Source organism: Bradyrhizobium sp. AUGA SZCCT0177 (genome assembly GCF_018130125.1).
In the GTDB taxonomy this organism is placed as follows: Bacteria; Pseudomonadota; Alphaproteobacteria; order Rhizobiales; family Xanthobacteraceae; genus Bradyrhizobium.
This window is the reverse complement of record NZ_JAFCMA010000014.1, coordinates 95,928-121,244: the sequence shown is the minus strand read 5'-3', so window position 1 is coordinate 121,244 and position 25,317 is coordinate 95,928. Positions and strand designations below refer to the sequence as shown.

Sequence of the window (25,317 nt, the reverse complement as noted above, 5' to 3'; positions counted from 1 at the left end):
AAATCATCCTCGCGAGAGCGCGGCCCCTGCGCCGTGATCACCGTGTTCGTGCTCGGCTGCGTCAGGCCGGCAAGCCTGCCTTGAGCAGGCCAGCCTCGTGACGCTGGCGGTCGATGGCGTGCTTGTAGTGCTGGGTGACGAGGTAAACGGCCACCGAGAATGCCGGCTCTGACTTTAGAACCTCGGCGACGTGCGCAGCGGCGGCGACCGCGTTGCCCATTTGCGCAAACGTGGCTGCGAGGAAGGCATGATGGGTGTAGTCGGGCCGCGTGATCCGCGAAAAGGCCTCGATGGCGTCGGCATATTTCTCGGCGCAGTAGCAAGCGCGCCCGAGGTGGCTCCAGAAGCGCTCCGGGTGGTACGGGTTGAGGCGCATCGCCTTCTTGATCCAGTCGATGCCTTCCTCCGGCCGCCCGAGCCAGGTTAGAAGCTCGCCCTGCTGCACCACGACAAGGTCGTAGTTGGGATTGAGCGCGAGCCCTCGCTCCTGGTGATACGCGGCCTTGTCATGGTCGTTACGGTTCAGGTTCAGCGCGGCGAGAATCCGGTGCACGTCGCTGTCATTGTCGTCGAGCGCCAGCGTGACCTCCAGCTCCGCGGCCACCTGCTCGAAGGTGGCATCGCGATCGGCACACCAGCCATAGACCCACGTCTGGCCCAGCACGCATGCTTTCCAGGCGTGGGCATGCGCATAGTTCGGGTCGAGCGCGAGGGCGCGGTCGAGCAGGCGCTGCGCTTCAGCATTGTCCTCGCGCGTCGAGCGGTGGTGCCGCACCTTGGCAGCCAGCACGCACTCGTAAGCCGCCATGCTGTCGGTCGGCTTGCGTTTTGCGCGGTCGTGCCTGGCGGCCTCGACCCTGCCGGGGAGCGTCGCGACGATCGCATGAGTGATCTCGTCCTGGATGGCGAATATGTCTTCAAGCTCGCGGTCGTAGCGTTCGGCCCAGACGTGCTGGTCGGTTTCTGCATCGATCAGCTGCACGGTGACGCGGACGCGATCGCGCGCCTTGCGCACGCTCCCCTCGAGGACGTAATCGACGCCGAATTCGCGCGCGATCTCCCGCACGTTGACCGCCTTGCCCTTGTGCACGAACGTCGAGTTGCGCGAGATGACGAGCAAATCGCGGAACCGTGACAGCTCGGTAATGATGTCCTCGGTGAGGCCGTCCGCGAAGAATTCCTGCTCCGGATCGCCGCTCATGTTGGCGAGCGGCAGCACGGCAATCGACGGCTTCTTGGAGGCCGGCGCCGCCACCGCAGCGTCCTTCGCGCCCTCTGGCGCGGCTTCCGGATCGGCGTCGAGCCGAACCCGGAAGACGCGGATCGGACGGACGATGTTCTTGACGCTCTGCTCGCCGAGATCCTCGAATGCGACGTCATCCAGCCGTTGGCCGACCTGATCGCGCACCGCGCCGGAGACACAGATGCCGCCAGGCTCGGCGAGCATTTCGAGACGCGCCGCAACGTTGACGCCGTCGCCAAAGATGTCGTTGTCCTCGACGATTATGTCGCCAAGATTGATGCCGATCCGGAACTGTATCCAGCGCGCCGGCGAGACGTCGGCGTTGCGCCGCGCCATCCGGCGCTGAATCTCGGCAGCACACAGCACGGCATCGGCGACGCTGCGGAATTCGACCAGCATGCCGTCGCCGGTGGTCTTGATGATGCGGCCATGGTTCTTCGTGATGACCGGATCGATGAGTTCGATCCGGTGGGTCTTGAGACGGGCAAGCGTCCCCGTCTCGTCAACCTCCATGAGCCGGCTATAACCGACCATGTCGGCGGCAAGGACCGCTGCGAGCCTCCGCTCTGGTCCAGGCACGTCCATTTCCAGGTTCCCTTGCGGGCAGCCTAACAGAGGCGGAGCCGTGGCCCAAGCTGGTTTCCCCGGAAGTGCCTGCTAGAGCGTTTTCCAGCGAAGTGGACGCCGGTTCGCGTCAAGAAAACGCGTCAAACCAAGAATCCAGAGCCCCGTTCCGATTCCATCGGAACGGGGCTCTGGCTGGCGCCTCACAGCATCCCGAGCGCCTGCATGTAGGTTTCCAGAATCGTCTCCTGCTCGGCGCGCTCATTGGCGTCCTGCTTGCGCAGGCGAACAATGGTGCGCAGCGCCTTGACGTCGTAACCATTGCCCTTGGCTTCGGCATAGACGTCGCGGATATCGTCGGAGATCGTCTTCTTTTCCTCTTCCAGCCGTTCGATGCGCTCGACGATGGCCTTGAGCTGGTCTTTTGCGAACTTCGTCGCGGGTTCTTCCTGGACGGCGGCGGCAGAGTTGGCCATCGGGTACTCCTGAGTGGAACTGAATGGTAGGGCTGAAAGATCAAGCGCCGCACGCTTCACCGCGCGGCGCTTTCTGAGATTGACCCTCAAGAGTGCGGCGCCTTGCGTCAAGGCACCATCGCGCTCATCCACAGCGCGCCCACAGGAAGGTACATTGTAGCCCGGATGAGCCAACGGGTCGCGCGAATGCGCGCCCGATGACAGGCTCCGCGACATCCGGGACGGAGGCACGATCTTCCCGGATATCCGGGCTACGAAGCGCGCCAACGCTTTAATGCCCGCTATGGGTCTTCTTCATCGCCTCCAGCTGCTCGGGACTGGCGGTGCCCTGAAACTTCGACTTCCAGGTCTCATAGGGCATGCCGTAGACCGCCTCGCGGCTCTCATCCTTGCTGATCGCCACACCCTTGCCGTCGGCCGCTTCCTTCATCCAGTTCGACAGGCAGTTGCGGCAGAAGCCGGCCAGGTTCATCAGGTCGATGTTCTGGACGTCGGGCCGGTCGCGCAGGTGCTCGACCAGGCGCCGGAAAACGGCGGCTTCCAGTTCTGTTCTGGTTTTGTCGTCAATTGTCATGGCTTGGTCCCGCAGGGTTATTCCTGAGCATATTAATATCAGGTGGGAATTGTCACAGATTTTGCCATATCGGCGCGCAAACCAGCACGGGACCGGTTAATCCGGACGTCCCGCATCGTGGGAAACGCGCTTGCCCGGCGTTGACAGCTCCCGCCGGGCAAGCGAAATCGTCAATGATTTGATATAGCTTCGCCATATGATCGGAACAGATTCTCTGCCTTCACGCCCCTTCCCCGCTCGCCTGCCTGCCGGCCTCCTGCCGGCGCTGGCGTTGGCGGTGACGGGCCTGTGGAACAGTTCGGCAGCGGCTGACTTTCGCCTCTGCAATAACACCTCGAGCCGGGTCGGCATCGCGCTCGGTTACAAGGACGCCGAGGGCTGGACCACCGAGGGCTGGTGGAACGTTTCCTCGCGCAGTTGCGAGACGCTGCTGCGCGGAACGCTTGTCGCACGGTTCTATTATATCTACGCGCTCGACTATGACCGCGGCGGCGAATGGTCGGGGCAGGCCTTCATGTGTTCGCGTGACAAGGAATTCACCATCAAGGGTACCGAGAATTGCCTGGCGCGCGGTTTTGACCGCACCGGGTTCTTCGAGGTCGACACCGGCGAACAGAGAGCATGGACCGTGCAATTGACCGAAGCCAATGAACAACCCGCGCAGCAGCGCGTGCCGGGGATTCCGGGAACGGTCGGTCCCGGTGGTGTACCGGGCCTGTCGCCGGGCGGACCGCCGCAAGGCGGATCCGGGCAGCCGCCAGCTTCGGCGCCCAAGCAATGAGGCGCCTCCGTCGTATCAAGATCCTCGCCACCCTCGGCCCGGCATCGTCGGACAGCGCGATGATTCGCAAGCTGTTCGAGGCCGGCGCCGATGTGTTCCGCATCAATATGAGCCACACCTCGCACGACAAGATGCGCGAACTGGTCGCGACCATTCGCAATGTCGAGAGCAGCTACGGCCGGCCGATCGGCATCCTGGTCGATCTGCAAGGACCGAAGCTGCGTCTTGGCTCGTTCAATGAAGGCGCCACCCAGCTCAAGAACGGCCAGAGTTTTGTTCTGGATTCCGACAAGGCACCGGGCGACAACAGCCGCGTCCAGCTACCGCATCCGGAAATCCTGGCGGCGCTGCGGCCGGGTCACGCATTGCTGCTCGACGACGGCAAGGTGCGGCTGATCGCCGAGGAAACCTCGCCCGATCGCGCGGTGACGCGGGTGGTGATCGGCGGCAAGATGTCGGACCGCAAGGGCGTCAGCCTGCCCGACACCGACCTGCCGGTCTCGGCGATGACGCCGAAGGATCGCGCCGATCTCGAAGCGGCGGTGACGACGGGGATCGACTGGGTCGCGCTTTCCTTTGTGCAGCGCGCCGAGGACGTCAATGAGGCCAAGCGGCTGATCCGCGGCCGTGCCGCCGTGATGGCCAAGATCGAAAAGCCGCAGGCGATCGACCGGCTCGGCGAAATCCTCGAGGTCTCCGACGCGCTGATGGTGGCGCGCGGCGATCTTGGCGTCGAACTGCCGCTGGAGCGGGTGCCCAGTCTTCAAAAGCAAATGACGCGCATGGCGCGCCGCGCCGGCAAGCCGGTGGTGATCGCTACCCAGATGCTGGAATCGATGATCCAGGCGCCGGTGCCGACGCGCGCCGAAGTCTCCGACGTCGCGACCGCGGTCTATGAGGGCGCCGACGCAATCATGCTGTCGGCGGAATCCGCCGCCGGCAAATTCCCGGTCGAGGCGGTCTCGACCATGAACCGCATCGGCGAGGAAGTGGAGCGCGATCCGACCTATCGCTCGGTGCTGACGGCGCAGCGGCCCGAGCCGGAGCAGACCGTCGGCGACGCCATCGCGGACGCCGCGCGGCAGATCGCCGAGACGCTGGAATTATCCGCGATCATCTGCTGGACCAGTTCGGGCTCGACCGCGATCCGCGTGGCGCGCGAACGGCCGAAGCCGCCGGTGGTGGCGATTACGCCGAACCTGGCGACAGGGCGCAAATTGTCTGTCGTGTGGGGCGTGCATTGCGTGGTCGCGGAAGACGCGCACGACCAGGACGACATGGTCGATCGCGCCGGCTCGATTGCGTTCCGCGACGGCTTCGCCAAGGCGGGCCAGCGCGTGATCATCGTCGCCGGCGTACCGCTCGGCATCGCCGGCACCACCAACATGGTGCGCATCGCCTATGTCGGCCCGGAAGGCAAAGCGGATAAGTGACGGCGTGCCCTTAGCGCCGTCATTCCGGGATGGTCCGAGGACCAGACCTCAGGGGCGCAATTGCGCCCCGGGGAATCTCGAGATTCCGGGTTCGATGCTTCGCATCGCCCCGGAATGACATGATCACTGCAGCGTCGCGTCCAGCGTGATCTTGGTATTCAGCAGCTTCGATACCGGGCAGCCGGCTTTTGCCTTGCCCGCCAGTTCCTCGAACTTCGCCTTGTCGGCGCCGGGAATTTTCGCATTCAACGTCAGATGCACCGAGGTGATGGCAAAGCCGTCGCCTTGTTTCTCAAGCGTGACGTCGGCCTTGGTTTCCATCTGCTCGGCGGTGAGCTTGGCTTCACCGAGGATCAGCGACAGCGCCATGGTGAAGCAGGCGGCGTGCGCGGCTCCGATCAATTCTTCCGGGTTCGAGCCCGGCTTGCCCTCGAAGCGGCTGGCGAAACCGTAGGGATAGTCGTTCAGCGCGCCGCTCTTGGTCGAGATCGCGCCCTTGCCGTCCTTGATGCCGCCCTGCCATTTGGCCGAGCCTGATGTCGTCGTCATGGAATGCTCGTTCACCGCTGAATGACCGATCATGCGCAATCTGGCTGATGGTTGCGTCAGAGCGATGTCAATTGCCGGTGATATCAGCGCAAACGCGTTCCGCGTTTGTCGCGAGCGATCATGCCCTACGCACCCACCAGCGCCTTGGCCGGCAGCACCGCCTGCACCACGAGGCCGCGGGCGCGGGCGTCCATGACACCGACCGCGCGCAACGCCAGTAGCGTCACGGTCTGCACGGCGTCACGCAGTTTTGCGGAATCGTCCATATTGTCCGGGGCCAGCGGGCCGACGAGCGCCTCGTGCAATGCGCCGAGCAGCGCGGTGGCGGCGAGCGCGGTATCCTGCGCCGGCAGATGTCCGGCACGCACGGCCGCCTCGATCCTTGCTGCGATCTCGCCGGAGATTTCGCGGCGGCTGGCGAGCCGCGAAGCCGACACGTCGACATCGACCGGCTCCGCCAGAATCCCCCAGGCGAGCTTGCGCTGTGACAGCACGTGGACGGCAACCGTCGTGACCGCCGCGGCCAGCGCCGAGGACGGCCCGGGCGCCGCCTCCGCCGCGCGGCGGATCGCGGCCAATTCGTCGCGCGAGACTTCGGCGATCAATTCGGAAATCAGTTCGGCCTTGGACGGGAAATAGCGATAGACGGTTCCGGCCGCGACATTGGCGCGGACCGCCACGGGGGCGATCTGCACGGCCGCCATGCCGCCGTCCGCCGCAGCGTCCCGCGCCGCCGCCAGAATGGCGCTGCGCCGCGCCGCCAGCCGTTTCACCACTTGCTGGGTTCGCCGATAGACCATGGCGCGCTTCCCCATCCCCGGGCGCGTCCGCACCCGGGAGGGGTTGCAAGATCGCGCTGCGTCTTCAATGTTTTGAGCAATTGTCCCCAATCGCTTTGAAGAACTGAACAACTATTCAGGCCAGAAGACAAGAAGCAAATATGACGGTATGGGACACAAATGCCCACTGAACGCAGCGTCTAATTGGTGGGCCGATAACCATAGCCGTTTCCCGAATATTAAGCCTTCCCGCGCAACTGTGCCCTACAACCTCGCAGGGTGCGGCATGGTCAATTCGAACGCTTTCACGGCCTGGCGGCTGTTTCAGCTGAACTGGATTCCGATTGCTGCCATGGGCGCCGTGGTGCTGCTCGGGGGCGCGCTCTGCGGTTTCACGATGAAACCGCTCGCGCTGGCCATTACCCTGGGGATATCAGCGGCATTGGCGCTGATCGCCTACCTCCATGCCTTCGCCAAGGGCGATCAGGCGGATCCCAAGCTGATCTTTCCACTGGGGGCGATTTCCCAGCTGCTGTTGATCGCGACGATCATGGGACCGCTGACCTACGTCGCTGCTGTGACCAACTGGCCGCTGCAGGACCGCGCCTTGCTCGCGATCGATCGCGCCATGGGCATGGATCCGGAAATGATCGCGCGATACGTCAACGACCGTGAGTGGCTGGGCGCTTTGCTGGTGCGCAGCTACACCCTGATCAAGATCATCCTGGTCGCGATCCCGCTGGTCCTTGCCCTGACATCGCGTTTTGTGCGGCTGCAGGTGTTCGTGCTTGCGTTCAGCCTGACGCTGATCATGACGCTCGTGATTTCGACGTTCACGCCGGCGGTCGGAACTTACTACGGCCTCAACATCGACCCTGCGCAATTCTCGTCCCTGGATGCCTCGATGTATCAGGCGCAGCTGCGCGACATCCTGGCGCTGCGCGACGGCTCGCTGCGGCATCTCGAATTGCTCAAGATCACAGGCATCGTATCCTTCCCGAGCTTCCACGCGGCATCCGCCGTGCTCTACATCTGGGCGCTTTGGCCGGTGCGCTATGTTGGAGGGGCCGCCGTCGTCCTCAATATCCTGATGATGGCTTCGACGCCGGTGATCGGCGCCCACTACATGATCGACGTGTTCGGCGGTATCGCGCTGGCCGTGATCGGCATCTGCCTTGCCAAATATCTCGTGAACATCGTGGTGCCCGCGTCGTCGAAGGCACACGCCGCGCCGCAGGTAGCCCTGGTGCCGGCATTGGATTAGGCCGCCATCGTCGTCCCTCGCGATGGTAAATTCTGACTAAAACGCTTGTCCGCCTGGTTAACGGCTTCTTCGCCAAACATCGTCATTGTCAGGCGCGTGAGCCCGCAATTCACCAAAATGTATCGCTGCCATGGTCAGCTGGCGAAAGTTCCTGCGGCACGCCGTGCCTGTCAAATCAACGCAAGAAGCCGGCCCAAAATCCGATGACCATTTCCTTCGCCAATCCGATTGTTAATGGCGCCAGTGTCCGCAGCCTCGGGCGCGTGCTGATTCCGCTGCTGACCGGGCTCGTCGCCTATCTGATCTTCCTGTCGCTCGGGGAAATCCTGCTGCGGGATTCCGACACGCTCTGGCAGATCAGGATCGGGCAGTGGATCGTCGAGAACGGCGCCGTGCCCTACACCGACGTTCATACCTTCACCCGGTTTGGCGAACCCTGGATGTCGAGCTCCTGGCTGTCCCAGGTGCTCTATGCCGTTTCCTATGAATCTTTAGGTTGGGCCGGCCCGGTCGTCCTGACCTCGCTCGCGATCGGGGCGACGGTCACGATCTTCATGTACCTGTTTGCCGACTATCTCGACCCCACCCGCGCGATCCTGCTGGTCACGCTTGCGGTGCTGGAGTCGGCGACCCACTTCCTGGCACGCCCCCACATGCTGGCGTTCCCGTTCATGGTCGCGTTCCTCGGCGGGCTGCTGGCGGCCGCGGATCGCCGGAGCGCGCCGTCATGGTGGCTGCTGCCGGTGCTTGCCCTTTGGGCCAATCTGCACGGCGGTTTTGTTCTCGGACTGGCACTGATCGGACCGATTGGCCTGGAAGCGCTTTGGACCTGCGAACGCAAGGACCGCATCAGGCTGACGATGCAATGGGCGATGTTCGGTGTTGCCGCCGTCGCGGCGTGCTGCTGCACCCCCTATGGCTGGAACACGCTGATCGGCGCGGCAAAAATCCTCAGCCTCGGCAAGCTGCTGTCCATGATCTGGGAATGGATGCCGGCCAATTTCGCCACCTGGAGCTTTTTCGAATTCACGCTGCTCGGCCTGATCGGTCTCGGCTTCTATCGTGGCCTCTCATTGTCGGTGCCGCGAATCATCCTGCTGCTCGGCCTGCTCTGGATGGCGCTGTCGCATTCCCGGAACATCGAAATCTTCGCCTTCATCGCACCACTGGTCGTGGCCAAGCCGTTTGCCGAGCAGTTGGGAACGCTGCGCACGGCGATGGTGCCCGTTCGGGAAGGGCAGTCGCGTGCGCCTGTCGTGATGCTTGCCGCGCTCGCGGTGGCGGTGGCCGGATGGGCATCGACGCAAGTGTTCATCGCGCACCACCCGTTCTCGTTCCTGCCGTCCCAGACGCCGGTCGCAGCGGTGGACGTCCTGCAGAAGCGGCAGGCTCAGCGCATCTTCAGCACGTCGCCGTTTGGCGGCTATCTGCTGTCTCGCGACATCAAGGCCTTCATCGACGGCCGCGCCGAACTCTATGGCGAACAGTTCGTCCTTGACTATTTCGACGCGGTCACCGCCAAAGACGTCAACATACTGCTCGCCACGCTCGAGAAGTATCAGATCGACGCCACCTTGCTCGGGCCGGATTTGCCGGCCACCAAGGTGCTGGATCATATCGCGGGATGGAAGCGGGTGTATGCGGACAACGTCGCCGTGATCCACGTCCGCGACGATCAGCGCAAGGCCGCTCCATCTTCCGCGCCGGGCTCGTCGAACTGACGCCCGGCTCTCATTCCCAGGTCAGCGCGCCACCGTTCTGATATTCGATGACGCGGGTCTCGAAGAAGTTCTTTTCCTTCTTCAGGTCCATCGCCTCCGACATCCACGGGAACGGGTTCTCGGTCTCGTCGAACACCCGCGCCAGCCCGAGCTGCGCGCAGCGGCGGTTGGCGATGAAGTGCATATAGGTCTCGCACAAAGCCGCGTTCAGCCCGAGAAAGCCGCGCGGCATGGTGTCCCGGCCATAGGCGGCTTCGAGCTCGGCTGCGGTGCGCACCATGTCACGAACCTCGTCCTGGAACGCCTTGGTCCACAGATGCGGATTCTCGATCTTGATCTGGTTGATGACGTCGATGCCGAAATTCAGGTGAATGGATTCGTCGCGCAGGATGTACTGGTACTGCTCGGCAATCCCCACCATCTTGTTGCGGCGGCCGAGCGACAGGATCTGCGCAAAGCCCGTGTAGAACCACATGCCCTCGAAGATCACATAGAAGGCGACGAGGTCGCGCAGGAATGCCTGGTCGGCCTCCGGCGTTCCGGTCTTGAAGTCGGGATCGTCGAGATGCTGGGTGTGCTTCAGCGCCCACGCCGCCTTGTCGGTAATCGACGGCACCTCGCGGTACATGTTGAACAACTCGCCCTCGTCCAGCCCCAGGCTCTCCACAATGTACTGGAAGGTGTGGGTGTGCACCGCTTCCTCAAACGACTGCCGCAGCAGATATTGCCGGCATTCCGGATTGGTCAGATGGCGGTAGATCGCCAGCACGATGTTGTTGGCGACCAGACTCTCGGATGCCGCGAAGAAGCCGAGATTGCGCTTGATGGCGCGGCGCTCGTCCTCGGTGAGGCCGTCGCGCGACTTCCATAGCGCGATGTCGGCCTGCATCGAGACTTCGGTCGGCATCCAGTGATTGTTGCAGCCGGCGAGATATTTCTCCCACGCCCATTTGTATTTCAGCGGCAGCAATTGATTGACGTCGGCGCGGCAATTGATCATCCGCTTGTCGTCGACCGACACACGGCCACCGCGGCGGTCGATGGTACCGAGCCCGGTTTGATCGGCCTCGGCAGCAGGTGATGCCGCAAAGGGCGGCGGCGCGTGAGATGCGGGCGCGGAAGGTTCGGACCAGTCGAGCATTGGGTTTATTTCCTTATGTTTCTTGCTGCTTACTGGCAGGCTTCGCATTCGGGATTATCGATGGAGCACGCCACCGCACCGGATAAGTCCGGCGCGGTGGCGGCCAGCGGGACGATGATTGGGGCTGGAGCCATCATCGTCACGGAGGCGACACTGTTGAGCTTGCCGTCGGTGCCCTTGAGCGTGGACTTCTCGACATGCGTCGCGCTGCGCGAGCGTAAGTAATAGGTGGTCTTCAAGCCACGCGTCCACGCCAGGCGATAGAGCGTGTCGAGCTTCTTGCCGGACGGGTTGGCGATATAGAGGTTGAGCGACTGCGACTGGTCGATCCATTTCTGGCGCCGCGCCGCCGCCTCGATCAGCCAGGCGCTGTCGATCTCGAACGAGGTGGCGTAGAGCGCCTTGAGATCATCAGGGATGCGGTCGATCGAGCCGACGCTGCCGTCGAAATATTTGAGGTCGTTGACCATCACCTCGTCCCACAACCCGCGCGCCTTGAGGTCACGCACCAGAAATTCGTTCACGACGGTGAAGTCGCCGGACATGTTGGATTTGACATAGAGGTTCTGGTAGGCGGGTTCGATCGACTGCGCGACGCCGCAGATGTTGGAAATCGTCGCCGTCGGCGCGATCGCCATCACGTTGGAATTGCGCATGCCGGTCGATCTGACCCGTTCGCGCAAGCTGCCCCAATCGAGCGTCATGGAACGATCCATCGCGACACCGCCGCGCGCTTCCGCCAATAGCTCGATCGAATCGATCGGCAGGATGCCCTGGCTCCACAGCGATCCGTCGAACGAGGGATAGCGGCCGCGCTCAGCGGCAAGATCGACCGAAGCCGAGATCGCGTAGTAGGAGATCGCCTCCATGCTGGTGTCGGCGAACGTCACAGCCGCATCGGAGGCGACAGCTATCCGCATTGCCTGCAGCGCGTCCTGGAACCCCATCAACCCGAGACCGACCGGGCGGTGGCGCAGGTTGGAACGCCGCGCTTCCGGAATCGTGTAGAAATTGATGTCGATGACGTTGTCGAGCATCCGCATCGCAATCGTCACGCTCTTCTTCAGCCGCGCCTCGTTCAGGCGGCCGCCCTGGATGTGATTGAGCAGGTTGATCGAGCCGAGATTGCAAACCGCGGTCTCGTCGTCGGAGGTGTTGAGCGTGATTTCCGTGCAGAGGTTGGAGGAGTGGATGACGCCGGCATGGCGCTGCGGCGAACGGAGATTGCAGGGGTCCTTGAACGTGATCCAGGGATGCCCGGTCTCGAACAGCATGGTCAGCATCTTGCGCCACAAATCAGTGGCGCGGACCTGCTTGAAGACGCGGATTTCACCGCGCGCCGCCCTGGCTTCATAGGCGGCATAGCGTTCGGCGAATTTTGTGCCGTAGAGGTCGTGCAGGTCGGGCGTCTCGTCAGGCGAGAACAAGGTCCATTCGCCGTCGGTTTCGACGCGTTGCATGAACAGGTCAGGCACCCAGTTCGCGGTGTTCATGTCGTGGGTGCGGCGGCGGTCGTCGCCGGTGTTCTTGCGCAGATCGAGGAATTCCTCGATGTCGATATGCCAGGTCTCCAGATACGCACAGACCGCGCCCTTGCGCTTGCCGCCCTGGTTGACCGCAATGGCGGTGTCGTTGGCGACTTTCAGGAACGGCACCACGCCCTGACTTTCGCCGTTGGTGCCCTTGATGTGGGCCCCGAGCCCGCGCACGCGGGTCCAGTCGTTGCCGAGCCCGCCGGAATATTTCGCCAGCAGCGCGTTGTCCTTGACCGACTTGAAGATGCCGTCGAGATCATCCGCGATCGTGGTGAGGAAGCACGACGACAATTGCGGCCGCAGCGTTCCAGAATTGAACAGCGTCGGCGTCGAAGCCATGAAATCGAAAGACGACAGCAAATCGTAGAATTCGATCGCGCGGGCCTCGCGATCGATCTCGCGGGTCGCAAGTCCCATCGCGACGCGCATGAAGAACGCCTGCGGCAGCTCGATGCGGTTGCCGCCTTCATGCAGGAAATAGCGGTCGTACAGCGTCTGCAGGCCGAGGAACTGAAACGCCAGATCGCGTTCCGGCTTCAGCGCCGCGGCGATTTTCTTCAGGTCGAAGCGCGCCAGATCCGGATCGAGCAGTTCGGCCTTGATGCCGGTCTTGATATAGGCCGGGAAGTATTCGACGTAGCGCGTGGCCATGTCGGCCTGCGAGGCGTTGGTCGGCACGCCCTGAACGTAGGACAGCACTTCGGTGCGCAATTTGTCGAGCAGCAGCCGCGCGCTCACGTAAGCGTAGTTGGGCTCCTGCTCCACCAGCGTCCGCGCAGCCATCACGGAAGCGAGCGCCAGCTCGTCCTGGCTGATGCCGTCGTAGATATTGCGCTGGGTTTCCGCGATGACGGGCGCGGCGTCGACGCCATCAAGACCGGCGCAGGCCTCGCCCACGATCAGCGCGAGCCGCGCGGTATCGAGCGGCACTTTGGTGCCGTTCGCCAGCGTCACATGCAGCACGGGTCCTGCCGCAGGCTTGGCCGATTTGGCGGCCTCCTGCTCGGCGCGCTGCCTGGTGCGCTCGTCGCGGTACAGCACATAGGCGCGCGCCACCTTGTGGTGCTCGCTGCGCATCAGCGCCAGTTCGACCTGGTCCTGCACGTCTTCGATGTGAAAGGTGCGGCCTTCGCTCATCCGGCGTGACAGCGCGCCGACGACTTCCGCGGTCAATTGTTCCACCACCTCGTGCACCCGGCGCGAGGCCGCCGCGGTGTGGCCCTCGACGGCGAGAAACGCCTTGGTCATCGCGACCGAGATCTTGCTGGCATCGAATTTCGAAACCGTGCCGTTGCGGCGGATCACCTGCATCGGAAGTTCGGCGTCCGGCGCGGCGAGCGTTTCGGGACGCAACTGGAATAAGGGAGCGGTTTTGGCTTCGAGAGAAATGAGACCGGAAGATTCGGACATCGGCAGACCCCGTGGTGTTGTTGAGGCCGGATGTCTTTGGGGACGCTGCATCGAATGCGCGACGGCAACGCCGGCATAGATCTGCAAGCGACCGCCGGGACACCCCGCCCGTGGACGTTTTTTCGGTGTCGCGGCAGGTCTCCTGGCTCGCAGGTCGTCGTTATTCCCTGTCTTCCCAATGCGAAGCCGCATCAGTGACGTAAAGGCGGGAACAACTCACTGCTTACAGTTGCGGGGGCAGCGTCGGAATTTCGCGCCCTTTGGCGCAGTCACCGACTTCCCTCTTAGCCACCATGACTTGCGTCGTGATGGACCGTGACAACTACATCTGGTGCGATTTGGGCAATCGTGTCAATGGTGCGCTAGCCGAGCCTGCGAAAATTCTGGTCCACCCTGTTGAAGCTGTGAACAACCGCAACAACCGGCGATCGAGTTGACGGGCGCGCCGAGTTGCCAGTAAGTGGACGCGTCGTGGTTCTTCGGGATGGTTTTCCCGAAGCTAAGAGGGAAGCCGGTGTGAAGCCGGAGCTGCCCCCGCAACTGTAAGCGGCGAGCCGCTGTCCAACAAAGTCACTGAGACCCGCAAAGGTTTTGGGAAGACCGGACAGCAGCATTGACCCGCAAGCCAGGAGACCTGCCTCGACAACATAAACGTCCTCGGGCGGGGTGTCCCGGTGGTGCGGTTGCGATTCCGCGCGCCTCCTGACGCCTGGAATCCAGACGTGTCACTTCGGCCTTTGCCCCCAACTTTTGGGGTTAAGCCATGTCTGTTTCCAATGCGACTGCTTCTGTAAATTCTACCTCCTCACTTCCCGTCGCTTCGCTCGGCACGCCGCGCATCGGTCCGCGCCGCGAGCTGAAATTCGCGCTGGAGAGCTTCTGGTCGGGTACGACCGACGAGAAAGCCCTGATCGAGACCGGCATCGGGCTGCGCGCGGCCAATTGGGCGCGCCAGAAGAAGCTTGGTGTCAGCATCATCCCGTCCAACGACTTCACGTTCTACGACCAGGTGCTCGACACCTGCGTGATGGTCGGCGCCATTCCGAAAAGCTACGGCTGGAACGGCGGCACGGTTCCGCTCGCCACCTACTTCGCGATGGCGCGCGGCGCCCAAGGCGCGGCGCATGATGCGGACTGCGGCCACGCCCACCACGACGCGGCCCACGGCGTGCCGGCGCTGGAAATGACAAAATGGTTCGACACCAATTACCACTACATGGTGCCTGAACTGGAGAAGGATCAGACCTTCACGCTCGCCTCGCGCAAGCCGATCGAGGAGTATCTGGAAGCCAAAGCGCTCGGCTACCAGACCCGCCCGGTGCTGGTCGGCCCCGTGACGTTCCTCAAACTCGCCAAGTGCAAGGATGCGGGATTCAACACGCTGTCGCTGCTAGACCGGTTGGTGCCGGTCTATATCGAGGTGCTGCGCGAACTCACCAAGGCCGGCGCGGAATGGGTGCAGATCGACGAGCCGTGTCTGGTCCTCGACCTCGACATCATCGCGCAGCAGGCACTGCATTATGCCTATGCGGAAATCACCAAGGCGGTGCCTGAGCTCAAGATCATGCTGGCCACGTACTTTGGCGGGCTCGGCGCCAACCGCGACACCGCGCTGGCCCTGCCTGTCGCGGGTCTGCATCTCGACCTCGTGCGCGCACCCGAACAACTCGATGATCTCGCCGGTTTCCCAAAGGACCGCGTACTGTCGCTCGGCATCATCGACGGCCGCAACATCTGGCGCGCCGATCTGAGCCGGCTGCTCGACCGGTTGGAACCTGTGGTCACCAGGCTCGGCGGCGACCGCGTGCAGCTCGCGCCATCATGCTCGCTGCTGCACGTCCCGATCGACCTCGCGCTGGAAACCAGCCTCGATCCCGATGTGAAGAGCTGGCTGGCGTTTTCGGTGCAGAAGATCGAAGAACTGGCGGCGCTCGGAACGGCATTGGCGCGCGGCCGCGTCCACGCCGACGCCATCCTGAAAGCCTCCGATGAAGCCGCAGCGGCGCGCAAAGCTTCGCCGCGGATCCACGATGCCAAGGTGGCGGCGCGTGCCGCCGGCATCGATAGCGCGATGCGCCGCCGCCTCAACGCGTTTACCGATCGCGCCGGCGTGCAGCACAGCCGCTTCAACCTGCCGGCCTTCCCGACCACGACCATCGGCTCGTTCCCGCAGACCGCGGATGTCAGGAACGCCCGCGCCGCGCATGCCAAGGGCGCGCTGACCGACGACGCCTATAAACTCTATCTGCAGAACCAGACCGCGCGCGCGGTGCGCTGGCAGGAGAATATCGGGCTTGATGTGCTTGTTCATGGCGAGTTCGAGCGCAACGACATGGTGCAGTATTTCGGCGAGCAGCTCGAAGGTTTCGCCTTCACCGGGTATGGCTGGGTGCAGTCCTACGGATCACGCTACGTCCGCCCGCCGGTGCTGTTCGGCGACGTGTCGCGCCCGAAACCGATGACGGTCGAGTGGTGGCGGTATGCGCAGTCGCTGACCAAGCGGCCGATGAAGGCGATGCTGACGGGGCCGGTGACCATTCTGAACTGGTCGTTCGTCCGCGACGATATTCCGCGCAGCGAAGCCTGCCGCCAGATCGCGCTGGCGATCCGTGACGAGGTCGCCGACCTCGAAGCCGCCGGTGCCGGGATGATCCAGATCGACGAAGCGGCCCTGCGGGAGGGCCTGCCGCTGCGCCGGTCGGAGTGGAAGAGCTATCTCGACTGGGCCGTGGACGCCTTCCGCATCTGTTCGTCGGGCGTGCGCGACGACACCCAGATCCACACCCACATGTGCTACTCGGAGTTCAACGACATCATCGATGCGATCGGTGCGATGGATGCCGACGTGATCTCGATCGAGACCTCGCGCTCGAAGATGGAACTGCTCGACGCTTTCCGGAACTACCGCTATCCGAACGAGATCGGCCCCGGCGTCTACGACATCCATTCGCCGCGGGTGCCTGAAACCGCCGAGATGACCGACCTGCTCAAGCTGGCGCGGCTGCGGCTCTCCGACGCCCAGCTCTGGATCAATCCGGATTGCGGATTGAAAACCCGGAAATGGGAAGAGGTGCGGCCCGCTCTGGTCAACATGGTCGCCGCCGCCCGCGAATTGCGGGCGCTCGCTTAAACGCCCGCCCCGTCTCCCATCCCGGCACAATTGAAAGGATACGCCATGCGCTTCTGGATCGAATGCTCGAGGTGCGAGACGGGGCAGGCCACCCACATCAATATCGCGCTGGTCGGCAGCATGTGGCGCGACGGCGAGCGCACCGTGCTCGCCTTCGTCGGCGGTGACGGCCAGCGCATCGAGGTCACCGAGACGCCGGAACAGATCATGGCGCTGCATCTCGGACCGCTGGCAAAGGCGTAACGACGCGATGACAGTGAGGCCTGATAATGCCTGGTCGGAAGCTTCTGTCGATCTTCGCAAGGTCGGCGCGAATCCGGATTACTGGTATCCGGTCGCATGGTCGCACGAGGTGAAGTCCGGCCAGACTTTCGCGGCGCGGTTCGCGGGCGAGCCGATCGTGCTGGTGCGCCCGAGTGAGGGCGCGATCTTCGCGCTTGAAGACCGCTGCGCGCACCGCCAGGTGCCGCTGTCGAAGGGAACGGTCGATGGCTGCACCCTGCGCTGCGTCTATCATGGCTGGCGCTACGACGCGTCGGGCGACTGCATCGACGTCCCCTATCTTGGTAAGGGCAAGAGGCCGAACGGCGTCCGCCGCTATCCCTGCTTCGAACGCGACGGGTTGATCTTCGTATGGCCCGGCACAGGGCCTGCCGCCGCCCCCTTGCCGCGGATCGGCGCAGCCGCTGATACTGCCTACAAGACACGGCGGTTCGGCAAGCTCGTCGCCTGCCACTACACTTTCATGCATGAGAATTTGATGGACATGAACCATCAGTTCCTGCACCGGCGCACCACCGGCAAGGTCGTGCCGCGCTATCTCGGCAGCCGCGCCGGCGAACGCTGGATGGAAGTCGATTACAGTTTTGCCCGGCCTGGCGAGAAGCCGCCCCTTGGCGAGGCCGTCATCGTCGGCGGCCTGCGCGGCCGTGCCGGCACGGCGCGCGATCTGATGACGGTGCGCACCGAATATCCCTACCAGACCCTGCAGATGTGGACGAAGGGCGACGCACCGGTTCTCAACGTATGGCTCGGCTACACGCCCATCGATGCCGCGCAGCGCCGTAACCGGACCTTCGTGGTGCTGTCGGTGCGCAAACCCAGAATTCCCGGCATCCTCGATCTCGGCTGGCCGGTGCTGGCCTGGTTCACCAACCGGGTCTTTTCGGAGGATTGCGAGATCGTCGAGATGGAACAGGCCGCACATGACGCGCAAGGCGCCGACTGGAACAGGGAAGTGTTTCCGCCGATCCACGCGCTGCGGAAGCTGCTGCGTGAGTGCGGGGAGCCAGGCAGTAGCCCGGATGGAGCGCAGCGAAATCCGGGACGCACGTGACGTCGCGGCATGCCCCGGATTTCGCTGCGCTCCATCCGGGCTACAGCGATTCCGAGCCGCTCCCACGTCTTGCCGCTGATCCTCATGGCGCCGGACCAGGACGCCACCATAAAAAAACGCGGCGTCACCGCCGCGTTTTCTATTTCAGATGCAAACCCACTTAGGCCTGCGGTTGCGGCTCCAGGCCGGGATCCGGATCGGGGCGCGGGCGCGACTTGCCGGCGGGCGGCACAGCCGACGCGCGCGGCGTGGTCGGCTCAAGCACCGACTCGCGGTTCGGCTTCTTGCCATTGAGCAGGTCGATGATCTCGTCACCGGACAGCGTCTCGAATTCGAGCAGGCCCTTGGCAAGCGCTTCGAGGTCGGCGCGCTTTTCCGTGAGGATGCGCGTCGCTTCGTTGTAGCCGTCTTCGACGAAACGCCGGATCTCGGTATCGATCTTCTGAACCGTTGCCTCCGATGCGTTCTGGGTGCGCGACACCGACATGCCGAGGAAAACCTCGTCCTGATTCTCGCCATAGGACACGGTGCCGAGCGCCTCGGACAGGCCCCAGCGCGTCACCATCATGCGCGCCAGGCGCGTGGCCTGCTCGATGTCGGATGACGCACCCGAGGTGACTTTCTCGCGGCCGAAGATCAGCTCTTCGGCAACCCGGCCGCCCATCATGATCGCGAGCCGCGACGTCATCTGCTCGAGCGACATCGACAGCTTGTCACGCTCGGGCAGCTGCATCACCATGCCGAGCGCACGGCCGCGCGGGATGATCGTGGCCTTGTGGATCGGATCGGTGGCGACGACGTTGAGGCCGACGATGGCGTGACCGCCCTCGTGATAGGCCGTCAGCAATTTCTCTTCCTCGGTCATGACGAGCGACTTGCGCTCGGCGCCCATCATCACCTTGTCTTTTGCTTCCTCGAACTCGGCCTGGGTCACCATGCGCTTGTTGCGGCGGGCGGCGGTCAAGGCGGCTTCGTTGACGAGGTTCATCAGGTCGGCGCCGGAGAAGCCCGGCGTGCCGCGTGCGATGGTCTTGAGGTTGATATCCGGCGCCAGCGGCACCTTGCGGACGTGGACCTTGAGGATCTGCTCGCGGCCGACGACATCCGGGTTCGGCACCACGACCTGGCGGTCGAAACGGCCAGGGCGCAGCAGCGCGGGATCGAGCACGTCGGGACGGTTGGTCGCCGCGATCAGGATCACGCCTTCATTGGCCTCGAAGCCGTCCATCTCGACCAGCAACTGGTTGAGGGTCTGTTCGCGCTCGTCATTACCGCCGCCGAGACCGGCGCCACGATGGCGGCCGACCGCGTCGATTTCGTCGATGAAGATGATGCAGGGCGCGTTCTTCTTGGCCTGTTCGAACATGTCGCGGACGCGGCTGGCGCCGACGCCGACGAACATTTCAACGAAGTCGGAGCCCGAGATCGTGAAGAATGGCACGTTGGCTTCGCCCGCGACCGCACGCGCGATCAGCGTCTTGCCGGTGCCGGGAGGGCCGACCAGCAGCACGCCGCGCGGAATCCGTCCGCCGAGGCGCTGGAATTTGCCGGGGTCGCGCAGGAATTCGACGATTTCCTGCAAATCCTGCTTGGCTTCGTCGACGCCCGCGACGTCCTCGAAGGTGACCCGGCCATGCGCCTCGGTCAGCATCTTGGCGCGCGACTTGCCGAAGCCCATCGCCTTGCCGGCGCCGCCCTGCATCTGGCGCGACAGGAAGATCCACACGCCGATCAGCGCGATGAAGGGCAGCCAGGAAACCAGCAGCGACACGAACCACGGCACGTTGTCGCCGGGCGGCTTCGCGCTGACGTTCACCTTGGCATCAACCAGGCGCTTGACCAGCGACGGATCGTTCGGGGAGTAGGTCTGGAAGCTGGAGCCGTTGGTGAAGGTGCCGTGGATTTCCGGCCCCTGGATCACGACGTCGCGGACGGTGTTCTTTTCGACCTCGCTCACGAACTGCGAAAACGTGATGTCCTGCGAGGACGCGCGCTGCCCCGGATTCTGGAAAAGCGTGAAGAGTGCCAACAGCAACAAAACAATGATGACCCAGAGGGCGAAATTGCGCAGATTGGCGTTCATCGATCTTCCTTCGTGGCCGCGCGGATCGCAGCCTTATGTCCTTGGCAGTAAACCTTGGGTCGTCCTAGAGCAGTCAGGCGAGAATCCCCGAAGCACTGCTTACAATCTAGGTGGCGCCCGGGTCGATGCCAAGGGAACCACGCAGGACTATTTAGCGCATCTTAACGGGATTCCCGGTCAAATAATGGCGTAAAAATCAGCGTTTTTCGGGGGTGGTTAAGACTCCACACCGGTTTATGACCGGATATCAAGGTTTAGGCTTGCCTCTTATGCCGGCCTGCGACGACGCGGAGGAGCCGGCTCGACGTGAATCCGGCCTCCAATGAAGCTGATTGCGGCGCCCGCGAGGGTCTGTTTCAACCTCGGCTGGCCTTCCGATACCGCCCGATCCAGTACCGTCAGCACGGCCTCGACCTTGCCGAGTTCCGCAGGCCCCTCGTGACCGACGCGGTCGATGGCCCGCATCAGCAGCCGAAGCCGGATTTCCTCAGGCAGACCCGCAAAGGCTGACGCATCGAAGCCAAAACGCGCGGCGTCATGGCGGTCCCTCAGCGCCAGATAGCGCTCGGCGCCATCGACGAGCACTTCCAGCGCGGCATTGGCCCGCGCCAGCCGCGACGCCAGCCGCGCCAGGATTCTCGCATCGCCGCCCTCTTCCGCCAGCGCCGGCATCAGCGCCCGCAAACGAGGCCGCGTGTAATTGACGTCGCGGTTGGTCGGATCATCGGCGAAGGCGATCCTGGCCTTGTTCAATGTCGCGATCAGTTGCGATTTCGGGACATCCAGCAACGGCCGCGCCAGCCACACGCCGTCGCGTTCCGATTGCCGCGCCATCGCCGCCAGACCGGCGATGCCGCTGCCACGCAGCATCCGCATCAACAATGTCTCGGCCTGGTCATCGCGGGTATGCGCGGTGAGGATATGGGTCGCTCCACCAGCGCGTGCTGCCTGCGCCAGCAGGCGATAGCGCGCCGCCCGCGCCGCGGCCGGCACGCCCGTGTTCGGCTTGGCTCCATGCCAGCGCAGCGTGCGATGGGGCAGATCGAGATGCCTGGCGAGCTTTTTGACGTCACGCGCCTCGCGCGCGGCTTCATGCCGCAAGCCGTGATCGACGGTCACCGCGATCAATCGCGGCCCGCGCTTCAGGGCACGGCGCCAGCGCGCGGCGAGCCACATCAGGGCGATGGAATCAGGTCCGCCGGAAACGGCGAGCACGATCGCGGGCGCAGCCTTCCAGTCGGCGAACAGAAGTTTCGCCTGGCTCGCCGTGATCGCGGAATGGTCGTCCTCTGCCATGGGCCGACCATACCGTTTTCAAGCGAGGGCTGTCCCGCACTTGATGCGGGATGGCCTATCCCCGACGGCCGGAGCAGCGGTTGATGAACTCTGTGAGCAAGCCCGTGATGTCCGCCGGTCGCTCCAGGCTCGGCAGATGGGCGACGCCGGCCAACTCATGACGCGACCCGTTCGGCATCGTACTTGCAACATGACGGCACCGGTCTTGAACGAAGGGAAAGTCGAGGTCACCCCAGATCACAAGCGATGGCGCCGATATCTCGTCCAGACGATGGAAGGCGGGCGCGATATCAAGGTTGGACCCGGTCGGCGGCGACCGCAGCGCAATGGCGTGCATGTCGTGGAACAGCCGGCGAGCCTCGCCCGTGACACGACCCTCGGGCGCCAGCGGACCGCCCAACCAAAGGCGAGCTTTGATCGCGTTCACCTGATCCAAATCTCCGACCGCTTGGGCTTCCTGCAGCTCAGTCATCACACCCTTGATTTCCGGCGGATAGATCGGCTCGGGCGCGCCGGTCACGTTGGGCGCGATGAGAACGAGGGCGCGGACATCTGATGGGTGCCGAAGGGCCGCGTCGATCGCGATTCCTCCGCCGCGCGAGCATCCTACAAGGATCGCCGGCGTGCCGTTCCCCATGGCGTCAATCACCGCCATCAAATCCGCGACTGCAGAATAGTCCTGCTTTTCGGCGCGGGTCTGGCCAAAGCCCCGCTGATCGTAGGCGATAGCCTTATGGGTAGCGCCGACGCCATCCAGTTGCGCGCGCCACATGCGGCTATCGCAGACGGCGGCGTGCAGAAAGACGACAGGGTCGCCGCTGCCGACGACTTCCGCAGCCAGCGTGGCGCGGCCGGACGCAATCCGATGATTGGAACTCACCTTAGCACTTCACCCGCTTCTGCTCGCGGTCCACGGCGGCCTTCACGCCGGCCGAGGCGCGCGGATATTTCCGCGTCACTTCGCCAAGCGCGGCGCAGGCCGCTTCCTTTTCCTTCAGCGCCGCCAGCGACTGGCCGAGCCGCAGCAGCGAATCCGGCGCCTTTGCGGACTTGTCGAACTTGGTGGTGACGCCGAGAAAGGCTTCCGCGGCTTCGCGATATTGCTGGCGCTGGAAGAAGCTTTCGCCAAGCCAATATTGCGAATCCGCGATCAGGGGATCGCTCGGATATTTCTGCGCGAAATTTTTCATGGTCTCTTCGGCGAGCGCATAATCCTTGCGCTGCATGTAACCGATGCCGAGATCGAACTCGTCCTTGGGCGTGGCCGAAGGCGGCAGCGTCGTCAGCGCGGCGCTGGCGCCGGGCGCACGCACGGGCGGCGGCGCGCCGCCGGGATCGCGCGGGCTGGTCGCGCCGAGGTCGAGCGGCTCGCCCCGTCCGCGGCCGCCGGGAGCCCCGACCGGCGCGTCGTTGGCAACCGGCAACTGACCGCCACCGAGCGCGCGCGGCGCGCCGGGGGCGTTCGGATTCTGGTTGGGGTCGAAGGCGTCGCCGCGGCGGCGGCCGGTCGCCGGTGCTGTTGCCTGCTCCTGCATGATCGGCGGCGGTGCCGCGATCTGCGGCTGCTCATAGGACGGCTGCGCCTGCGGATAGCCCTGCTGTCCCTGCGGATAGCCTTGCTGCGCCTGGGGTTGCCGGGCGGGCGGATAGGCCTGGACCGGGGGCGGCACCGCGGCCACGCTGGGCTGGGCCGCCGGGGGCTGACCGGCAGGTGCTACCGCCGCACCGCCACCAAGCTGCCGCAGGCGCTCCTCGAGCTGGCGGTTACGATATTGCAGTTCCTCGTTCTGGCCGGTGAGCTGCCGCAGCTGGTTCTCGAGCCGCTGGATCCGCATATCCGCGTCGGCGTCGTCGGATTGCGCCTGGACCGGCGGGGAGCTTTGCGGAGAAGAGGACCACGGGAACGATACCTGTGCGAAGGAGGCCTGCGAAGACAAGGAGAGCATCGCGGCAATCGCCGCGGCGCTGATCGCATTGAGAAACCTGAATGACATTTTGCCCTGACGACGAAAATTCGGCGTGACATCGAAAGCCGAACACATTGAGAGAGGGAGTACGCCAGAATTGTGACTGGCGTTTCCGAATCCGGAAGCCGGATTTCGGTATGGTTTAGTATCAGCTTCAAAACAAGCAAGCGGCTTGCTCGGCGGGCCGTTCATCAACGGAAGGGATCAGGCCCATGCACGCACCCGTGAACGGGATGATCTTCGACGTCGAAGCCGCGAAACTGGTTGCCCGACGGAGCGGACCCTGGCCGTCATTCGCGGCTTCATCATGAGACCAAAATGAAACCGGCGCCCGAAGGCGCCGGTTCTGAACTCGGTAGTCGCAGCCGCTCAGGCGCCGGCGTTCAGCACCGTGACCGCGCGGCGGTTCTGCGACCAGCAGGAGATGTCGTTACACACGGCGACCGGGCGTTCCTTGCCGTAGGAGATCGTGCGCATGCGGTTCGGATCGACTCCGCGCGAGGCGAGATAGCTCCGTACCGACTGGGCGCGCCGTGCACCGAGCGCGATGTTGTATTCGCGGGTGCCGCGCTCGTCCGCATGGCCTTCGATGGTGAAGGAATAGCGGTTGTAGGTCTGCAGCCACTGCGCCTGCTTTTCCAGGGTCGCGATCGCCTGCGGGCTGAGCTCGGTCTGGTCGCTCTCGAAGAACACGCGGTCGCCGACATTGACCACGAAGTCCTGCTGGCTGCCCGGGGTCGCCGCACTCGCCATCGCCCCCTCGGCGCCGACGTTCTTGTTGGCGCAAGCGCCCATCGACAGGGCCACCGCGAGTACCGCGACCAGTTTCAATCCCTGGAGGATGCGCATCTGATGTTTCATTCCGGAGCCTCCACGCTCACGTTTTCCGACTGTTATCCGGTCTACAGGGCGATGGTTAAGCGAACGTTCCGTCAACCTTGATGGAACCTTGCCAGACCCGATCAAATGCCGACAAACCGTGAAAAGCGCCCACGATGGTTAATGGTTTGTAAATGTGGCGCGACGGTGAAGGCAAGCGCAGGCGGGGCCGAAATCGCCCTTTTGGCGTTGGCATCGCGGACAGTACCGGGCTGAGGACACGTCAGGCGGCGGGCCAGGGCCCGGCAGCGGGGCCCCGATCAGCCGCGAAGCGGGCGGATCAGGCGTTTGGAACGATCGAGGCGCTCTCGAACGAGGTGACGCCGCCCTGCGGGGAGAATTGGCGCTCGCCGGCGCGCTGGAACAGCATCCGCCGCTCGAAAGCACTTGAGCGCATGACGGGAAAACGGGTCATGACGCGTTCCCGCACGGCCCGGTAATCGGACGCCATCAATGCCACCTTTGGCAAGAATCCCGGAAACGAACGCGGGTCGGCGATGACCTCGGACATGAAGACCCGGCGATAGAATGCCTGGTGCTCCGCACGAACGAGCGCGAGCCCGAAATCGGCGTTGAAATGCTCGCATGCCATATAGGCCAGCCGGACCGTCAGATAGGGGATCTCAGGGAACTGCCTGGCTTTTTCGGGGAGCGCAGCAAGACGAAGCGGGTCGATGAAGACTTCGCCTTGATCGATGCGCGGGTGAAGAACATCGCCGAACAAATCGACCGAACCGGAAATCCGACATTCTGACGTCACGACGTTGAGGCGGAGCGAACTACAGAGTTCTCCGTCAATGTAGATTCCGAACATCCAGGCGTTGGGCGCATCGTCGTAATGATCGCTGACGCGCTGAGACTCCGACGGCGCGGTTACTCCGCCATGCAGATAGGCTTTGTAACGCATCAAATAGATGGAATCTTTTTCCTCGGGAGTTTCCATGAGCCGGTAGTCGACGCGATCAGACAGTCCCGACTCCGGCACAAAAAGCGACGTGCGCGGTTCGGATCTGGACTTCATCTGATACTCCATAACTTCAACTTCCGAACAACTTGTGCGAGTGCGAAAGCTTAACAGCTCCTTAACAAAATTGCAAAGCTATCGAGACGTTAGGGTTAACCTTGCGGCCGTCTGCACGCGCATCTGAACCCGTAA

The 25,317-nt window shown here is 63.7% G+C and carries 20 protein-coding genes and 2 riboswitches; of the genes, 7 read left to right on the top strand and 13 right to left on the bottom strand.

What is annotated here, in order from left to right; genetic code table 11:
* Nucleotides 1-61: 61 nt before the first annotated feature.
* The 3 genes from JQ597_RS18175 to JQ597_RS18165 all read right to left on the bottom strand — a co-directional run bounded on the left by JQ597_RS18175 (nt 62) and on the right by JQ597_RS18165 (nt 2,857).
* The gene (locus tag JQ597_RS18175) at nt 62-1,828 is read right to left on the bottom strand and encodes an adenylate/guanylate cyclase domain-containing protein (protein WP_212265609.1); all 1,767 of its coding nucleotides are present in this window, start codon (nt 1,826-1,828) and stop codon (nt 62-64) included.
* A gap of 182 nt (nt 1,829-2,010) precedes the next feature.
* Nucleotides 2,011-2,283, bottom strand: a complete 273-nt coding sequence (locus JQ597_RS18170) for a DUF2312 domain-containing protein (protein WP_212265608.1) — start codon at nt 2,281-2,283, stop codon at nt 2,011-2,013.
* A gap of 271 nt (nt 2,284-2,554) precedes the next feature.
* Nucleotides 2,555-2,857: a DUF1244 domain-containing protein gene (locus JQ597_RS18165; protein WP_212265607.1), complete on the bottom strand. Its 303-nt coding sequence runs from the start codon at nt 2,855-2,857 to the stop codon at nt 2,555-2,557.
* 196 nt (nt 2,858-3,053) lie between these two features.
* On the opposite strand from JQ597_RS18165, the gene JQ597_RS18160 reads away from it, so the two are divergent.
* Complete coding sequence (locus JQ597_RS18160; protein ID WP_212265606.1) at nt 3,054-3,638, top strand: DUF1036 domain-containing protein; 585 nt, start codon at nt 3,054-3,056, stop codon at nt 3,636-3,638.
* Entirely contained in the window at nt 3,635-5,071 is a 1,437-nt protein-coding gene (gene pyk, locus JQ597_RS18155; protein WP_212265605.1) for a pyruvate kinase, read from the top strand. The genes JQ597_RS18160 and pyk overlap by 4 nt, the downstream gene beginning before the upstream one ends.
* 123 nt (nt 5,072-5,194) lie before the next feature.
* Here the strand turns inward: pyk and JQ597_RS18150 are convergent, their stop codons facing one another.
* Both JQ597_RS18150 and JQ597_RS18145 read right to left on the bottom strand, forming a co-directional pair.
* Nucleotides 5,195-5,620 (bottom strand): OsmC family protein, encoded by a 426-nt coding sequence (locus JQ597_RS18150; protein WP_212265604.1) that lies wholly within the window; start codon nt 5,618-5,620, stop codon nt 5,195-5,197.
* Between the two features lie 125 nt (nt 5,621-5,745).
* Entirely contained in the window at nt 5,746-6,420 is a 675-nt protein-coding gene (locus JQ597_RS18145; RefSeq protein ID WP_192736811.1) for a TetR/AcrR family transcriptional regulator, read from the bottom strand.
* Nucleotides 6,421-6,685: 265 nt separating this feature from the next.
* On the opposite strand from JQ597_RS18145, the gene JQ597_RS18140 reads away from it, so the two are divergent.
* A complete protein-coding gene (locus JQ597_RS18140) occupies nt 6,686-7,663 on the top strand; it encodes a phosphatase PAP2 family protein (protein ID WP_212265603.1) in 978 nt (325 codons plus the stop codon).
* Nucleotides 7,664-7,866: 203 nt separating this feature from the next.
* Complete coding sequence (locus tag JQ597_RS18135; RefSeq protein WP_212265602.1) at nt 7,867-9,384, top strand: hypothetical protein; 1,518 nt, start codon at nt 7,867-7,869, stop codon at nt 9,382-9,384.
* A gap of 10 nt (nt 9,385-9,394) precedes the next feature.
* On the opposite strand, the gene JQ597_RS18130 is transcribed toward JQ597_RS18135, so the two are convergent.
* Complete coding sequence (locus JQ597_RS18130) at nt 9,395-10,525, bottom strand: ribonucleotide-diphosphate reductase subunit beta (RefSeq protein ID WP_212265601.1); 1,131 nt, start codon at nt 10,523-10,525, stop codon at nt 9,395-9,397.
* Nucleotides 10,526-10,554: 29 nt separating this feature from the next.
* On the bottom strand, nt 10,555-13,470 hold the full coding sequence (locus tag JQ597_RS18125; protein WP_212265600.1) for a ribonucleoside-diphosphate reductase subunit alpha: 2,916 nt from the start codon (nt 13,468-13,470) through the stop codon (nt 10,555-10,557).
* A 115-nt stretch (nt 13,471-13,585) separates the two neighbouring features.
* Nucleotides 13,586-13,803: riboswitch (cobalamin riboswitch) on the bottom strand.
* Between the two features lie 122 nt (nt 13,804-13,925).
* Nucleotides 13,926-14,126, top strand: a riboswitch (cobalamin riboswitch).
* A gap of 107 nt (nt 14,127-14,233) precedes the next feature.
* Here JQ597_RS18125 and metE point away from each other — a divergent pair.
* Genes metE through JQ597_RS18110 form a run of 3 tightly spaced genes read left to right on the top strand, consistent with a single transcriptional unit; the run spans nt 14,234 to nt 17,936 of the window.
* Nucleotides 14,234-16,600 (top strand): 5-methyltetrahydropteroyltriglutamate--homocysteine S-methyltransferase, encoded by a 2,367-nt coding sequence (gene metE / locus JQ597_RS18120; protein ID WP_212265599.1) that lies wholly within the window; start codon nt 14,234-14,236, stop codon nt 16,598-16,600.
* A 45-nt stretch (nt 16,601-16,645) separates the two neighbouring features.
* Nucleotides 16,646-16,843 (top strand): hypothetical protein, encoded by a 198-nt coding sequence (locus JQ597_RS18115; protein ID WP_212265598.1) that lies wholly within the window; start codon nt 16,646-16,648, stop codon nt 16,841-16,843.
* A 7-nt stretch (nt 16,844-16,850) separates the two neighbouring features.
* A complete protein-coding gene (locus tag JQ597_RS18110; RefSeq protein WP_212265597.1) occupies nt 16,851-17,936 on the top strand; it encodes an aromatic ring-hydroxylating oxygenase subunit alpha in 1,086 nt (361 codons plus the stop codon).
* A gap of 160 nt (nt 17,937-18,096) precedes the next feature.
* Here the strand turns inward: JQ597_RS18110 and ftsH are convergent, their stop codons facing one another.
* From ftsH to JQ597_RS18080, 6 genes are all read right to left on the bottom strand, one after another.
* A complete protein-coding gene (gene ftsH, locus JQ597_RS18105) occupies nt 18,097-20,019 on the bottom strand; it encodes an ATP-dependent zinc metalloprotease FtsH (protein WP_192736823.1) in 1,923 nt (640 codons plus the stop codon).
* A 267-nt stretch (nt 20,020-20,286) separates the two neighbouring features.
* On the bottom strand, nt 20,287-21,315 hold the full coding sequence (gene tilS / locus JQ597_RS18100) for a tRNA lysidine(34) synthetase TilS (protein ID WP_212265596.1): 1,029 nt from the start codon (nt 21,313-21,315) through the stop codon (nt 20,287-20,289).
* Nucleotides 21,316-21,370: 55 nt separating this feature from the next.
* Nucleotides 21,371-22,195, bottom strand: a complete 825-nt coding sequence (locus tag JQ597_RS18095) for an alpha/beta fold hydrolase (RefSeq protein WP_212265595.1) — start codon at nt 22,193-22,195, stop codon at nt 21,371-21,373.
* 1 nt (nt 22,196) lies between these two features.
* A complete protein-coding gene (gene ybgF / locus JQ597_RS18090; protein ID WP_249147969.1) occupies nt 22,197-23,309 on the bottom strand; it encodes a tol-pal system protein YbgF in 1,113 nt (370 codons plus the stop codon).
* Between the two features lie 342 nt (nt 23,310-23,651).
* Nucleotides 23,652-24,143 carry a peptidoglycan-associated lipoprotein Pal gene (pal, locus tag JQ597_RS18085; protein WP_212265594.1) on the bottom strand — a complete coding sequence of 164 codons (492 nt, stop codon included), beginning with the start codon at nt 24,141-24,143 and terminating at the stop codon, nt 23,652-23,654.
* 298 nt (nt 24,144-24,441) lie between these two features.
* On the bottom strand, nt 24,442-25,182 hold the full coding sequence (locus JQ597_RS18080; RefSeq protein ID WP_212265593.1) for an N-acyl amino acid synthase FeeM domain-containing protein: 741 nt from the start codon (nt 25,180-25,182) through the stop codon (nt 24,442-24,444).
* Nucleotides 25,183-25,317: the final 135 nt, after the last annotated feature.

Coding starts and splice junctions, on each gene's coding strand:
- pal (WP_212265594.1), bottom strand. CDS start 24,143: ATGAAACATCAGATGCGCATCCTCCAGGGATTGAAACTGGTCGCGGTA.
- JQ597_RS18110 (WP_212265597.1), top strand. CDS start 16,851: ATGACAGTGAGGCCTGATAATGCCTGGTCGGAAGCTTCTGTCGATCTT.
- ybgF (WP_249147969.1), bottom strand. CDS start 23,309: ATGTCATTCAGGTTTCTCAATGCGATCAGCGCCGCGGCGATTGCCGCG.
- JQ597_RS18165 (WP_212265607.1), bottom strand. CDS start 2,857: ATGACAATTGACGACAAAACCAGAACAGAACTGGAAGCCGCCGTTTTC.
- JQ597_RS18080 (WP_212265593.1), bottom strand. CDS start 25,182: ATGAAGTCCAGATCCGAACCGCGCACGTCGCTTTTTGTGCCGGAGTCG.
- tilS (WP_212265596.1), bottom strand. CDS start 21,315: ATGGCAGAGGACGACCATTCCGCGATCACGGCGAGCCAGGCGAAACTT.
- JQ597_RS18145 (WP_192736811.1), bottom strand. CDS start 6,420: ATGGTCTATCGGCGAACCCAGCAAGTGGTGAAACGGCTGGCGGCGCGG.
- JQ597_RS18125 (WP_212265600.1), bottom strand. CDS start 13,470: ATGTCCGAATCTTCCGGTCTCATTTCTCTCGAAGCCAAAACCGCTCCC.
- metE (WP_212265599.1), top strand. CDS start 14,234: ATGTCTGTTTCCAATGCGACTGCTTCTGTAAATTCTACCTCCTCACTT.
- JQ597_RS18160 (WP_212265606.1), top strand. CDS start 3,054: ATGATCGGAACAGATTCTCTGCCTTCACGCCCCTTCCCCGCTCGCCTG.
- JQ597_RS18175 (WP_212265609.1), bottom strand. CDS start 1,828: ATGGACGTGCCTGGACCAGAGCGGAGGCTCGCAGCGGTCCTTGCCGCC.
- pyk (WP_212265605.1), top strand. CDS start 3,635: ATGAGGCGCCTCCGTCGTATCAAGATCCTCGCCACCCTCGGCCCGGCA.
- JQ597_RS18140 (WP_212265603.1), top strand. CDS start 6,686: ATGGTCAATTCGAACGCTTTCACGGCCTGGCGGCTGTTTCAGCTGAAC.
- JQ597_RS18135 (WP_212265602.1), top strand. CDS start 7,867: ATGACCATTTCCTTCGCCAATCCGATTGTTAATGGCGCCAGTGTCCGC.
- JQ597_RS18115 (WP_212265598.1), top strand. CDS start 16,646: ATGCGCTTCTGGATCGAATGCTCGAGGTGCGAGACGGGGCAGGCCACC.
- JQ597_RS18170 (WP_212265608.1), bottom strand. CDS start 2,283: ATGGCCAACTCTGCCGCCGCCGTCCAGGAAGAACCCGCGACGAAGTTC.
- JQ597_RS18130 (WP_212265601.1), bottom strand. CDS start 10,525: ATGCTCGACTGGTCCGAACCTTCCGCGCCCGCATCTCACGCGCCGCCG.
- ftsH (WP_192736823.1), bottom strand. CDS start 20,019: ATGAACGCCAATCTGCGCAATTTCGCCCTCTGGGTCATCATTGTTTTG.
- JQ597_RS18150 (WP_212265604.1), bottom strand. CDS start 5,620: ATGACGACGACATCAGGCTCGGCCAAATGGCAGGGCGGCATCAAGGAC.